We start from the raw sequence: 13,120 nt of genomic DNA, 5'->3' as shown, positions 1-13,120 counted from the left end.
GAAATCCCCAAAAATGCACACTTTTTCCGGTATACCCTTCAAAACCCTTGCACTAATTTCTGTGTTTATCAGCCTCTAACCTTTGATATATCAAGGTTTTAGGTTTATTCAGCAAACCCTAATTATTGCAGAAGTAACATTATTCAGTATTATGTCGGTCACATCAAGCTGTACCTCTATTTATGCGGTACTGCTGGTACTGACTAAATATTAGCGTTCTGGGTTTTTTATCCTTGGGAGTCAGTAAACAGCGGATTCTAGAGCGTCGATTCAGTAATGCTAGGTAATCTGTTTTTACCTTGTAGGGGCGAAGCATTCGGACAGAATATCAATGGTTTTAATATCAATGGTTTTAGCGATAGGTTATCACCCGAATGCTTCGCCCTGACGATTAATGAATCGGTGTTCTAGCAGCGATTATGTTTGCTTTCTTTTTGCCCAAAAGTAAACAGTAAGAAATCAGTTCATGCTCTGGAATCCTTTGTTGAAAAATTACGTAAGTGAGGCTAAAAATCATGTCCCATCAAATTATCTCGTCTGAATTGTTTGTTGTTTTATCTGATGAAGTACAAGAGTTTGTCACTGGAGGGGCTGACTTTGAGTTAGCTGGCAGTAACTTCGCTAATAGATTAGCAAACTTGCAAGGTACTACAGCTTCTGGTCCTAATGGTAGCACTGGTAGCTCCATCGGTACAAGTTCTGCTGTCAACACCGCAGCCCAAGACTTCTTGGGATTGGGTGCGCCCATAGTTCCTCAAGTTGCAGCCTTGGGTGCAGCACCCATTCTCAACGGACAAGGCTCACCTCTTGCCGGTCCTGAAGGTCTTGGTGGTCCCGGTGGTCCTGGTGGTCCTGGTGGTCTTGGTGGCTAAGGCGGTTTCTGTGATTTGCTGAACAACTGTCAATACTGTTCGGTTAAGAGTTTTTGTAGATTGGCGTAGGCAGTCGCAACCCAACAAAAGCCTGTAAATGTTCGGTTTCCTAACGTCAAACGCCATTCGCCACAAGCCGGGAAACCCGTCCAAGGCGATGGCTCCCCAACCTACATAATTCTATTTTTTGGGCTTAACCGAAAAGTATTGGCTTGGGGGTGATCAAATAACCAAATTCTTGATTATTTTTAATCCCCCTACTCAAAAATCTGCATAGGAATTTGAATTGTTTTATTTTGGATATTTACGTAACTTAGGCTAATAATCATGTCATGTCCAATAGACATCTCCAGAAAAGAAATTATGGAACCTATTTATGGGGGCAGGTCGAAGCTTATGGGATATCTAGATGTCTGATTTTTCCGTTAAATTATCGCCCATAAGCTTCGCCCCTACAACTTATGACAAATTAATACATTCTATTTTGGAGAGGTCCAATGATGAAATTCAAATGGTTTATTGAGTTATCTGATCAGGAACAAGAATTTTTAACTGGTGGTAGTCAACCTCAGATTAGCAATAACAATTTTTCTCAAAGAGCCGAAAATACCACAGAGAATAACAGCAATACTCCACTAGGTAAAGTTTCTCGAACTAATACTGATTTTGCTGATGTCAATAGTGGCGCACAATCTATATTGTCATCTAATGAACCTGAAGTTTCTCCTTTTGGATCTGTTAATAATCTATTCCCCAACAACCCTAGATCATTCAATAATCCTCTGGGAACTCTAGGGATGTTTTAATGGATTTCCAAAAAGGTGAACAATAAAGGTGAACAATTATGTTACAAGATATCATGAAATCAGATTCATTAGTGAAGTTATCTTCAAAGCAACAAGAACTTTTGTTAGGTGGTCAAGGTCAACCTTTCAATGATCAATTTATTCAACCTCTTGCAGTTATACGAGGTCAACCAATTACTGCGCTGGGTCAAACTTTAAATGATGGTTCAAGCACTGTGTTGGGCAATAATACTTTACAAGGTTCAACTACTTCCGGTCTTTTTGGCAGTGTTGGAAACTCTACTGCACAGGGTAAAGGTGGTGCTACTGGCGCAGAAGATATTATGATTTTGCCACCATTCTCTGCTGCAAGTCAAACACTATAATTTTAGGGAACAGGGAATAGGAAATAAATTGGTGTGTAATTAACTAAACTGGGAAATGTTATATTTATTTCCTAGTCAAAAATCTCAACTTAGCTCACAACGGGCTAGTTTTTAATTCCCATACTTTAGGTAAAAAATTTCTTAGGGCAAAGCTACACAATAAAATTCTCTATAAAATTCATTTTTATTGGCTAAATCAGTAATTTAAAGCAATTTAAAGCGCAATTTACAATCATGTTTTGGGAATTTTGTGTTTTTCAGTAGGAAGGGGGGAGAGGAGATTCTTACTACTCGCTCAACGTAAGTGAGGTCTTTGAGGGAGTTTGAGCGTTCTCCTCGGTTGTTTTCTCAGCGTTGCCCACGTCAGAGATGTCAAGAAAAGTTTTTGCTATGGTCAGCTTTTTCTTTTCTTATCCCCCACTAATGATTATAGAGGATTCTTCACCATGATGTTTACTATTGTGAGCGACATATTTTATTTTTTTCATTCTGGTTCTGTTGAGTTGAGTCAACCTTTATGATGAGCCAGTATTTGGCAGTGTTGATACTTTAGGTATAACTTATATTCACCAAATATTCACCAAAAGATAGAGGTAAAGATACATTTTTTGATCACAATTCAGGAGTCAGGAATCAGAAAGTTTGAGAAATTGGTTAATTATCAAATAAGTATTTCTGGCATAAGTCTGAAAAAGCTGATTACTGATGGCTGATAGTTGAATGCTTACACGGGTTTTCCAATCAATTTATGTGGAGTTATCTGAGCGGCTGAGATATCAAATGTAATATGAGATAATCCTGATTTTTGTTGATGTTTCAATCAAAAAGGTGGAACGTTGTGGATTCTTTACACCGCCATGAAAACTATGTTTGGAATGGGTCTGGTGATCCAGGTTCTGAACATCTGCAACCAGTTGAAATTAATGAGTTTCTGCCCCAAATTCACAAATGGACTAGCATTGGTGTGGGGGTAATGTTGACTATCTTTGTGGTAGGTGTAGGTTTAACTACTGTACTTGCTTATAAAGTGACGGTGAAAGTTCCAGGAACTATTAGACCTGTAGGGGAACTCAGGTTAGTTGAATCGGCTATTTCTGGCCAGGTGCAGAAGATTTTAGTCAAAGATAATCAGGTAGTTAATCAGGGAGATGCGATCGCCTATGTTGATGATTCCAATTTACAAACCCAAAAAAGCCAACTAGAAAGCAGTATTCAACAAGGTCAATTACAACTTGTACAAATTGATGCTCAAATAGGTGAAATCAATAATCAAATTTTGGCACAGACAAATTTAATCAATCGTACAATTATCGCATCAGAAGCTGAATTAGATGGTACTCAACGTAACTTTGAAGACCAACAAATTAAAGCTAATGCAGAAATGGCACAAGCAGAATTAGCTGTGAGATTTGCCAAATCACAGCTCGACCGCTTACAACAAGAAGGAGTTTTAAAAACCACAATCGAAGAAGCACAAACAGCTTTCAATCTTGCCAAGTTGCAGAGAGATAGATTACAGGCGATCGCTGATTCTGGTGCAATTTCTCGCAATATTTTGGAAGAAAAACAACAAGCTGTTAAATCTGCTAGAGCTAAATTAGAACAAGCTAAAAACGACGCTAAAACTCTTTTGGAGGAAAAAGTACAGGCATTTAAAGTTGCTCAAACAAATCTAGCGAAAGCGAGAACAGCTATCAATCCTAATAATTCTGCTGTCATTATTGCCTCTGAAAGAATTAAACAAGAACAAGCTAGGGGAGAAGCAAATTTAGCAGCTTTAAAAAAAGAACTTCAGACTCTATTACAACAACGTTTGGAAATTCAAAAACAACTAATTCGCACTCGTCAAGACCTGCTACAAACAGAAATTGATTTGAAAAAAAGAGTGATTCGCGCACCTATTACTGGCACATTATTACAATTAAAAATTCGTAACCCTGGACAGGTAGTACAACCCAGTGAAGCTGTTGCTCAAATTGCCCCTCTCAATGCTCCTTTACAAATCAAAACCTATGTACCTACTCAAGAAATTAACAAAGTAGAACCAGGTCAAAAAGTCCAAATGCAAGTTTCTGCTTGTCCTTATCCAGATTATGGTACTCTCAAAGGCATTGTCAAAAACGTTGCTCCAGATATTTTACCAGTTTCACCAACAAACCAAACTCAAAATTATACATCTACAAATTCCCTGGTTAATGGTTATGAAGTCACTATTGAACCAGAAACATTATATGTAGGTAGAGGTGAACGTAAATGTTATTTACAACCGGGAATGCAAGGTCGCACTGATATTATTACCCGTGAAGAAACTGTGATGCAATTTATTCTCAGAAAAGCCAGATTAATTACTGATTTGTAATAGGTAATAGGTAATAGGTAATGGGTAATTGGTAATTGGTGATTGGGAAAATACAAATAATTTCCCCCTACCTCCCCATACTCCTGAACTACTAAACTCCTGAACTACTGAACTACTCTATTATGTTTAATTTATTTCAACCTCAAAGAAAATACCAATGTATTTTACAAGCAAGCGAAGAAGATTGTGGAGCAGCTTGTCTAGCTTCCATTTGCAAATATTACGGACGTTTCTTAACCATAAATAAAAGTCGAGAAGCCGTAGGAACAGGACAACTAGGCACTACTTTATTAGGTTTAAAACGTGGATCTGATAATTTAGGATTTAATGCGAGAGCCGTTAAAGCCTCACCAGAAATTGTAGATAGAATCAACGAAATCCAACTACCAGCAATTATTCATTGGCGTGGTTATCACTGGGTTATTTTATATGGCAAAAAGGGTAAAAAATATGTAATTGCTGATCCGTCTGTAGGTATTCGCTATATTAAACGCGAAGAATTATTAGCAGCTTGGAATGGAGTCATGCTCTTATTAGAGCCAGATCCAGAGCGTTTTTCTCAACAACCCCAAGAAAAACCCCACGGTGGTTTTTTACGCTTTTTTATGCGGATTCTGCCCTATCGAGGACTGCTGACTCAAGTTTTAATTATTAATATTATCCTGGGTATATTAGCCCTGGGAACTCCTATTTTAATTCAATTACTTACTGATGATGTTTTAGTCCGAGGAGATATTCAGCTACTCACAGTAGTAGTATCTGCTGTTGTTGTCATGACCGTATTTAGTAGTAGTTTGCAAGTTATACAATCTACTATGATTGCCCATTTTGGTCAAAGATTACAATTAGGATTAGTCTTGGATTTTGGCAGGAGAATACTGCAATTACCTTTGAGTTATTACGAATCTCGTCGTAGTGGTGAAATTACTAGCCGTTTGAGCGACATTAATGAAATCAATCAGTTAATTTCTCAGGTAGTAGTGCTGTTACCTAGTCAGCTTTTCATAGCCATTATTTCTTTTTGTGTGATGCTTTTTTATAGCTGGCAATTAACAATAGCAGTGATTATTTTTGGGGCTTTAATGACTCTAGCAACTCTGCCATTCTTACCCATATTGCAACAAAAAACCCGCAGTTTATTAGTTTTAGGTGCAGAAAATCAAGGTGTCTTAGTAGAAACTTTCAAAGGCGCACAAGTCATCAAAATTACTAATGCTGCCCCTCAATTTTGGGAGGAATTTCAAAGCCGTTTTGGTCGTTTGGCTAATCTCACTTTCAGTACAATTCAAATTGGAATTATTAACGGTACTGTTGCTAAACTTCTTTCTACTCTTGGTGGTGTAATTTTATTGGGTTTAGGCAGTATGTTAGTAATTAACAACCAATTAACTATTGGTCAAATGTTGGCTTTCAATGCTTTACAAGTGAATGTTTTAGCCTTAATTGGTATTGTGGTCGGATTAGTAGATGAATATTTCCGTTCTCAAACTGCAATTTCTCGTTTATTAGAAGTTATTGATGCGACACCGGAAGTTGTTGGCGGTAGTCAAAAACCAATTGTACAAATATCTGGTGATGCAGATATTCATTTTTCTCATCTGACATTTCACCATGCAGGAAGAGTTGATTTATTAGAGAATTTTTCTCTAAAACTTCCCGGTGGAAAGGTGATTGCTTTAATTGGTCAATCAGGTTGTGGTAAAAGTACCTTAGCAAAACTAATTGCAGGTTTATATGAGCCAACTTCAGGTAATATCCGCATCGGTGTTTTTAATATTCATGATCTTTCCCTTGATTGTTTGCGACAGCAAGTAGTTTATGTACCCCAAGAACCTCATTTTTGGAGTCGTTCAATTTTAGAAAACTTTCGTTTAGGAACACCTGCTATTCCTTTTGATCAAATTGTTCAAGCTTGTGAAATTGCTGATGCAGATGGTTTTATTAGTCAATTACCTAATAAGTATCAAACTGTGTTAGGAGAATTTGGGGCAAATCTTTCTGGTGGACAAAGACAACGATTAGCGATCGCACGGGGAATACTCACAAACCCACCGATTTTAATTTTAGATGAAGCTACTGCAGGATTAGATCCAGTTAGTGAAAGTCACGTTCTAGATCGATTATTGGAATCTCGCAAAGGAAAAACTACAATTTTGATTACCCATCGTCCTAGTGTGGTAAATCGAGCAGATTGGATAGTATTAATGGATAAAGGTCAAGTGCAAATCCAAGGTAGTCTTGAAAATTTTATTTCTCAGCCAGGAGAACATTTACAATTTCTCAAAATCTAAAAATATTCTTCATCCGCTCATTATAAGATTATGATGGAAAATTTTAAACCAGATTATCAGGATTTACTCGTTGATTTATCTGAGACAGAACAAGAGAGTTTAATTTCTGGTAAAAATTTTGATGTGATCGGTAAAACTGATTTTTTCTTACAAACTACTAACATTGACAGTAGCGCCGATAATGAGTTAAATCTAGGAGAAAATGAATCTAGTTCACAAAACAGTAAATATAGGTTTTCACAAATTACCATAGGTGTATCTTTTAACTTTGGACTAACAAACATTCGCTCAGTTGGTAATAGATGGAGTAGTTTACTACCTGATATTCTCAAGAATTTTTTTCCTAAATTATAAGAAATGAATTTTCACCTTTCTCATCAAGACTAATTTATTTTCATCATTTATCTGTTTAAATTTCAATCAACCCTAAAAAAGTATGATAATTATTTACTTCACCGTGAAAAACATGAGCTAAAAGAAATAAATATTTATTCTGAAATTATAACCAAAGAATAATTTAAAACTGGAAAAAATTATTAATAATAAAAAGATAGGTTGTTACATACCTATACAAGTAAGTGAGGTAAATAATTATGTCTGCTCAAACCAAGAAATCAAATTTGCTCGTTGAATTAAACATAGAAGAACAAGAACTGCTCTCTGGAGGACAGCAACAACAACCATACCGTCAATACGGTCGTGGAATGGATGATGATCGCTATGGTCGTGGTGACGACTATGGTCGCAACTATTACCCACAGCGTTACCCCACCTACATCTGTCGTCCTTATTACGGCCAAGCGTACGGTTCATAAATTAGTACCTTCTACAGACGGATAGTTTTGTAACTGAGACTTTTTCTGTATTCCAGGGAGGAGAAAAATCATATCTTAATTGAGAAAGTTTCAACAATCTCTTTTTCTTCTCCCTTACTTAATATGCAAATCTTAGTTACAAAATTAAACTCCTGAGTTTTGTAATTCCACAAATATCAAATTTTTTAAATGCAGGGTGTTACCTAAAACTGACAACCCGAAAAATGTAAGTGAGGCAATTAATCATGTCAAATCAAATCAATAAATTGGAATTAGTGGAATTATCCGCAGAACAACAGCAGTTTCTTTCTGGGGGAAGATGCCACTATTCTCCTTGTTATAAACCCAAAAACTGTTGCGGGGAATACAAAGATTACAAACGATATACACCCTCTCCTTGCCCTGATAACTACCCTAGTTTCAATTATTCTGATGGCTATCAGAACTGGGATTAATCAGGTTAATTCCAGATAGAAATTTTCAATCAATAGCAATCAACAAAATTCCCAACTTTGTCGAGAAGTTGGGAGTATGATAATGTGCAATCATTCTTAAACATGATTTATGCATCCTGTCAAGAATATATAAATCAAATTTGACCGCTATCGGAGTCCTACCTATATGAATTTAGGATAAGTCAAAAGACAGAAATAATAACTATTAACTTATAACCACAGAATAATTACATTTATGAATACTAATTTTATAAAAAAACTAGGTTCATCAAATTTATAAACCAATTGAGTCAATTAATTGAGGCTAACAATCATGTCAAATCAAAACATCAAATCCCATTTAGTTCAGGATATATCCAGCAATGAACAGGAACTTCTATCTGGTGGTCACTGGGGCGGCTGGGGAGGTGGACCCGGTTGGGGTAGACCGGGCTGGGGTGGACCGGGCTGGGGTGGAGCTGGTTGGGGTGGACCGGGCTGGGGTGGACCGGGCTGGGGATACTGGGGTCGTCCCTGGCATAAAGGACATCACCATCATCGTCGATGGTGGTAGTGTTCTGGAAAAATCCAAAAATTAAGTTTTGCCAATCCAATCTTGTAAAATTGGATTTACCAGTTCAGGAGCTTCATCTTGGGGGCAATGTCCCACTCCTTCCAGGGGAATAAATTTTTGTACTTGGGGAAAATTGGCTAACTCTCTACCCAAATCTATTGGTTCCCAAGGGTCAGCCGTTCCCCATAAAATAATTGCTGGACAGGGTAATACAGGTAACAGGTCTTCTGGTAATGGTCCACTAGAATAAGATGTAAAAGCCAGAAATACTGCTGCTGCACCTGGATCACTTGCTGGTTTCATTAAAATTTCTATTAATTCATCTGTCACTGTCTCCCCATTGGCATAGGCTTGTAAAAGAATCTTTTTGACAGTTTTTGGTTTAGCTAGTTGACTAAAAAAGAAGTTACCAACAACTTCAATTGATAAAAACTTTTGTAAAATTGGCGCACCAACTCGTTTAGTCCAAGGTAAAGTTAGCCTTTTGCGATCGTGTAACAACCTGAGAGAACAATTCAGCAAAGCAGTTCCTAAAGCTATATCTGGGTTACTGACCGCAGCTTGCATAGCTACAATACAACCAATAGAATTTCCTACTAAAAATGCAGGTTCTCCCACTACTTCCCGACAAAAATCAGCTACTTGCTGTCCCCAGGTTTCCAATGTATAGGTTATTTTCTCTCCTGGTTCTGGTTTAGCTGAAGCACCAAAACCAATCAAATCAAGGGCATAAACCCGACAACTTTCTGCTAAAACTGGTATATTTTTGCGCCAGTGTCCACAAGATGCTCCAAAGCCATGCACCAAAATCACAGCAGGTCCTTGAGTGCCTTGGGTTTGATAACAGATAGGGAAGCCTTGCCAAATCCAGGTTTTGATGGAGGTAAATACATCTGTAGAAGTTGTCATGGGCAGTTTATAATTCATAATTCATAATTCATTTTCAGGATAGCAGTCTTCTGCTATATAAAACCTAGACAAAACTAGACTTTACTTTCTACTTCAACGGGAGCATGGGAGCAGTTATCCCTCAGTAGACTTTCACGCCTTAGCCAGACGCGATAAATTAATTGCAGCGTTTAGATCCCTATCTATCTCAAAACCGCAGTTCTCACAGCAATAAATTCTTTCGGATAAAGAAAGATTTTCTTTTTTATGCCCACAGTGAGAACAGGTTTTACTTGATGGATAAACTCTATCACTTCTTCCCCAGTCACCAGTCACCTGTCACCAGTCACCTGTCACCGATTAACCTACTAACCCAGAACGTAAAGCGCGAACTGCGGCTTGGGTTCTGTCATCAGCGCAAAGTTTATTCAAAATATTGCGAACATGAGTTTTTACTGTTCCCACAGTAATATACAGTTTTTCTGCAATTTGACCGTTACTGCAACCAGCAACAATTAATTCTAAAATTTCCAGTTCCCGCTGAGTTAAAGGATAGGTTTCCAGAACTTGTTCATATTCTGTAGCTAAAGCCTCAATTTTTACAGTCTTTGGTTTATCAGATGTGAGACTTTCTCCTGGTAAACTTGAGCGCATTTTTTTGAGTACCACATTGGCGATCGCTGGATCAATCCAAGAGTTACCAGCATAAGTAGCTTGTATGGCTTCAGTTAATTTGTTAATACTTGTCTCTTTCATGTAATAAGAATCTGCACCCGCCGCAAAAGCAGCTAAGACGGCATCTTCTGTATGATCCATTGTCAAAATTAAAATTTTTGTATTATTTTGCCCAGTTTCTGCTTGATGGCGTTTAAACTTGCGGGTGAGTTCAATTCCATCCATATCTGGTAAACCAATATCCACTACTGCTACATCTGGCTTGGCAGTTTCCAAAAGTTTTAATCCTTGGCTGGCATTTGCCGCTTCACCTATCACCCTTAACCCTCCGTGTGACTGCAATGCAGCCCTTAACCCCATCCGGGTTAAATCATGATCTTCAATTAAAAGAATGCTAATCTCATTCATTGTTACACCCAACTATATATCTGACTGCTGCTTTGAACTTAATTTGAACTTAATTTGAACTTAACTTGAACTTAACTTGAACTTAATTTGACTGGTAAGGATTGAGGAGACAGAATACAGGATTCAGAATGAATGAGAGTTTTCGAGTCATGCTTGATAATTGATGAACAAACTGATAAACAAACTTGCTCATCTGGATTCCTGCTGCACACAAATATTCTAACCCCTGACTCCTGACTCCTGTACGGGCGAAGTAGGGGCGAAGCATTCGGAAAATAACCTGTGATCAAAATTGATAATTTATCGCCCGAATGCTTCGCCCTTACAGGAAAATAGCCTTTGCATAAAATTGATAATTGGTCGCCCGAATGCTTCGCACCTACGACTCCTGACTCCTGAATTCTTACAATGAATGCAAGTTTTGGATAATTTGGATCTAATTTGGATCTAATTTTCCCAAACTAAAGATAGATGATATTTTGACCTGGTTGCATCCATCGACAGAAATAATAAATTTCACTTATTTTATCTGGGATAGAAGTAAAAATCTAGCTACGGGTATATGGCTATTTTTTTGGAAAATATGAAATATTGAAACCAATGGAAAATCAGACAATCAACCTATTTGTTATGACTGTGCCTTCCTTATTCTCATTTTTTCTTGAATTTTAAGTTCTACCAATCTCCTTGAATACTTTTACCTCACCTTGACGAGTTGGTTAAATGTTATAAATTTGTCTTTTTCTTCTCATCAACTCTGTCAACAATGCTTGTGCTAAACTTGAAATATTACTTTTTTGACACCAGATCAGTTTTTTTACGTAGTAAATAATGAGACAGTAACCGGGGGTGATTTTTACTGACTATGATCAGAAAATGTATTACATCTGACTCTAGTTATTCTGTCAAATCCAAGTTTAAAGCCTTGTATATAGCTTGCTGAATCAAGGAGGTTTACATTTTTATCCTAGCACAAGATTCTTGCGACATAAACTTACAGCAGATTCCTTTGTTTTGAGGTACAGTATTAGACTAGGAAGTGCTGTATCAAGAGATGATCAACAGAATGACCAACTGGTAACTTCATCATCTATCATAGTACCGACCACAGGCTCCGCCAACATCACATACAACATCAGATAATTTAAAATTTTCTATCTATGAACGAGGGCAAGGGCTTAAAACTAATGATTCGCGCTTATGTGGCAATAGCAAGATATGCACTTACAGCTTTTTAATATTGAATGATTAATCACTCACGAATCAAGACTAACTACTGTTCAAGTGAGTAAAACTGCTCAAGCTGATGGTACACAATGTTTGTATGCAACTCTCACTAATGGGTGAGGACGGTAAATCATTTACTCATTTACAATTGTGTTGAGATAGATAAAGTATTTGATTTTACTTTCTCTCGACTCTGCCAGATTTCATAGAGAATCACTTTCATCTGGATAATTGCCAATTGTTTTTAAATTATTTTTTATTAAACGAGAGCAATTTTCCGTTTGTTAGAGTTATAACCAGGAGATTCAACACAATCAAAAAAAAATGGCAGAAAAAATCAAATACTTGATTCTGCAACCAGCTAAAAACATAACAAATTAAAACTACTAAAAGTGGAGGAAGATAAATTGAATGTAAAGAATATTAATTAGATATTGTGTAAAATACCTGAGTTACTCAATAGCGTTTTGTGAGATACACAAAAATTGTCAATTCTGTAGTTATATACAGCTTCTTGTAGGTAAATAAAGTAAACAATGAGATTGACAAAGCCTGGAACTAACAGCATTTTAGTTCTGACTGCTGCTGTATTGGAAGTCAGTATTCAGCAGTCAGTAATCAGTAATCACCTATTATCTGGGATTTATGAGCATTTGTAGCAAGGAATTAGGAAATTGATTTTAGTATCAGTCTCCCCTAAACATCCTGGAAAATCAGTTGAAAAAGCAGTTTTAGCTGAATGCTTACTATCTGAAAATAGAAATGCTGTACTTCAATCTCTTTTGGACAGCGAAAATAAAAACTAATGGAAGAGACGCTGAAAATTTTGGTTGTAGATGATGATGAAGTAGATCGCATGGCAGTCCGTCTAGCCCTGACAAAAGCTGATGTTTATATGGAACTGTGTGAAGTCAGCGACGGTAATAATGCCCTTTCTGCTCTCCAAAATACTAATTTTGACTGCGTTTTTCTCGATTATTGCTTACCAAACCAAGATAGCTTCACTTTAATTCACAAGCTGCGCTCTTGTGAAATCAAAGTTCCTTTAGTTATTCTCACCGCTCAAGGAGAGGAAAAAATTGCTGTTGATTTATTGCAAGCTGGTGCTACAGATTATCTGATTAAATCTCAACTAAATTCAGAACATTTGGTATTGGTTTTGCGAAACACGATGCGGTTATATCGGGCAGAAATGAAAGCAGATTTGGCATATCAACAACTTAAAGAAAGTAATGAACAACTGATTCGGAAGAACCAAGAATTGGAGAGACAAAGGCAACAAATTCAATTACAAAATTTGAGATTTTTGGAAGCATCACGACTTAAATCACAATTTTTAGCTACCATATCTCATGAGTTACGAACACCAATGAATGCCATCATTGGTTTTTCGCAAATACTGTTAC

The 13,120-nt window shown here is 37.1% G+C and carries 12 protein-coding genes and 1 pseudogene; 10 read left to right on the top strand and 3 right to left on the bottom strand.

Annotation, left to right across the window (positions count from 1 at the left end):
- Positions 1-515: 515 nt before the first annotated feature.
- The 9 genes from FFR48_RS18885 to FFR48_RS18850 all read left to right on the top strand — a co-directional run bounded on the left by FFR48_RS18885 (position 516) and on the right by FFR48_RS18850 (position 8,516).
- Positions 516-872: a CTB family bacteriocin gene (locus tag FFR48_RS18885; RefSeq protein ID WP_137668436.1), complete on the top strand. Its 357-nt coding sequence runs from the start codon at positions 516-518 to the stop codon at positions 870-872.
- A 497-nt stretch (positions 873-1,369) separates the two neighbouring features.
- Positions 1,370-1,678 (top strand): CTB family bacteriocin, encoded by a 309-nt coding sequence (locus FFR48_RS18880; protein ID WP_137668435.1) that lies wholly within the window; start codon positions 1,370-1,372, stop codon positions 1,676-1,678.
- 38 nt (positions 1,679-1,716) lie between these two features.
- The gene (locus FFR48_RS18875; RefSeq protein WP_137668434.1) at positions 1,717-2,043 is read left to right on the top strand and encodes a hypothetical protein; all 327 of its coding nucleotides are present in this window, start codon (positions 1,717-1,719) and stop codon (positions 2,041-2,043) included.
- An 838-nt stretch (positions 2,044-2,881) separates the two neighbouring features.
- Positions 2,882-4,402: a beta-barrel domain-containing protein gene (locus FFR48_RS18870; protein ID WP_137668433.1), complete on the top strand. Its 1,521-nt coding sequence runs from the start codon at positions 2,882-2,884 to the stop codon at positions 4,400-4,402.
- 122 nt (positions 4,403-4,524) lie between these two features.
- Positions 4,525-6,693, top strand: a complete 2,169-nt coding sequence (locus FFR48_RS18865; protein ID WP_137668432.1) for a peptidase domain-containing ABC transporter — start codon at positions 4,525-4,527, stop codon at positions 6,691-6,693.
- Positions 6,694-6,723: 30 nt separating this feature from the next.
- Complete coding sequence (locus tag FFR48_RS18860) at positions 6,724-7,047, top strand: hypothetical protein (protein ID WP_137668431.1); 324 nt, start codon at positions 6,724-6,726, stop codon at positions 7,045-7,047.
- Between the two features lie 266 nt (positions 7,048-7,313).
- The gene (locus FFR48_RS18855) at positions 7,314-7,508 is read left to right on the top strand and encodes a hypothetical protein (protein WP_137668430.1); all 195 of its coding nucleotides are present in this window, start codon (positions 7,314-7,316) and stop codon (positions 7,506-7,508) included.
- Between the two features lie 245 nt (positions 7,509-7,753).
- The gene (locus FFR48_RS30815) at positions 7,754-7,963 is read left to right on the top strand and encodes a hypothetical protein (protein ID WP_190651534.1); all 210 of its coding nucleotides are present in this window, start codon (positions 7,754-7,756) and stop codon (positions 7,961-7,963) included.
- Positions 7,964-8,276: 313 nt separating this feature from the next.
- Positions 8,277-8,516 (top strand): hypothetical protein, encoded by a 240-nt coding sequence (locus tag FFR48_RS18850; protein WP_137668429.1) that lies wholly within the window; start codon positions 8,277-8,279, stop codon positions 8,514-8,516.
- Positions 8,517-8,537: 21 nt separating this feature from the next.
- Here the strand turns inward: FFR48_RS18850 and FFR48_RS18845 are convergent, their stop codons facing one another.
- The 3 genes and pseudogenes from FFR48_RS18845 to FFR48_RS18835 form a co-directional block, all read right to left on the bottom strand.
- Positions 8,538-9,425 carry an alpha/beta fold hydrolase gene (locus tag FFR48_RS18845; protein WP_137668437.1) on the bottom strand — a complete coding sequence of 296 codons (888 nt, stop codon included), beginning with the start codon at positions 9,423-9,425 and terminating at the stop codon, positions 8,538-8,540.
- Positions 9,426-9,557: 132 nt separating this feature from the next.
- Positions 9,558-9,716, bottom strand: a pseudogene (locus FFR48_RS18840) (zinc ribbon domain-containing protein); the annotation flags it as partial.
- Between the two features lie 48 nt (positions 9,717-9,764).
- On the bottom strand, positions 9,765-10,487 hold the full coding sequence (locus tag FFR48_RS18835; protein WP_096568407.1) for a response regulator transcription factor: 723 nt from the start codon (positions 10,485-10,487) through the stop codon (positions 9,765-9,767).
- A gap of 2,032 nt (positions 10,488-12,519) precedes the next feature.
- On the opposite strand from FFR48_RS18835, the gene FFR48_RS18830 reads away from it, so the two are divergent.
- The coding region (locus tag FFR48_RS18830) for a response regulator (RefSeq protein WP_137668428.1) at positions 12,520-13,120 on the top strand (601 nt) is incomplete at its 3' end.

This window comes from Sphaerospermopsis reniformis (assembly GCF_005402885.1).
In the GTDB taxonomy this organism is placed as follows: Bacteria; Cyanobacteriota; Cyanobacteriia; order Cyanobacteriales; family Nostocaceae; genus Sphaerospermopsis; species Sphaerospermopsis kisseleviana.
This window is presented reverse-complemented; position numbering and strand designations above follow the sequence as displayed.

Bases quoted from the DNA above. Each gene is read 5' to 3' on its own strand.
- FFR48_RS18880 (WP_137668435.1), top strand. From the start codon at position 1,370: ATGATGAAATTCAAATGGTTTATTGAGTTATCTGATCAGGAACAAGAA.
- FFR48_RS18845 (WP_137668437.1), bottom strand. From the start codon at position 9,425: ATGACAACTTCTACAGATGTATTTACCTCCATCAAAACCTGGATTTGG.
- FFR48_RS18885 (WP_137668436.1), top strand. From the start codon at position 516: ATGTCCCATCAAATTATCTCGTCTGAATTGTTTGTTGTTTTATCTGAT.
- FFR48_RS18875 (WP_137668434.1), top strand. From the start codon at position 1,717: ATGTTACAAGATATCATGAAATCAGATTCATTAGTGAAGTTATCTTCA.
- FFR48_RS18865 (WP_137668432.1), top strand. From the start codon at position 4,525: ATGTTTAATTTATTTCAACCTCAAAGAAAATACCAATGTATTTTACAA.
- FFR48_RS18850 (WP_137668429.1), top strand. From the start codon at position 8,277: ATGTCAAATCAAAACATCAAATCCCATTTAGTTCAGGATATATCCAGC.
- FFR48_RS18860 (WP_137668431.1), top strand. From the start codon at position 6,724: ATGATGGAAAATTTTAAACCAGATTATCAGGATTTACTCGTTGATTTA.
- FFR48_RS30815 (WP_190651534.1), top strand. From the start codon at position 7,754: ATGTCAAATCAAATCAATAAATTGGAATTAGTGGAATTATCCGCAGAA.
- FFR48_RS18835 (WP_096568407.1), bottom strand. From the start codon at position 10,487: ATGAATGAGATTAGCATTCTTTTAATTGAAGATCATGATTTAACCCGG.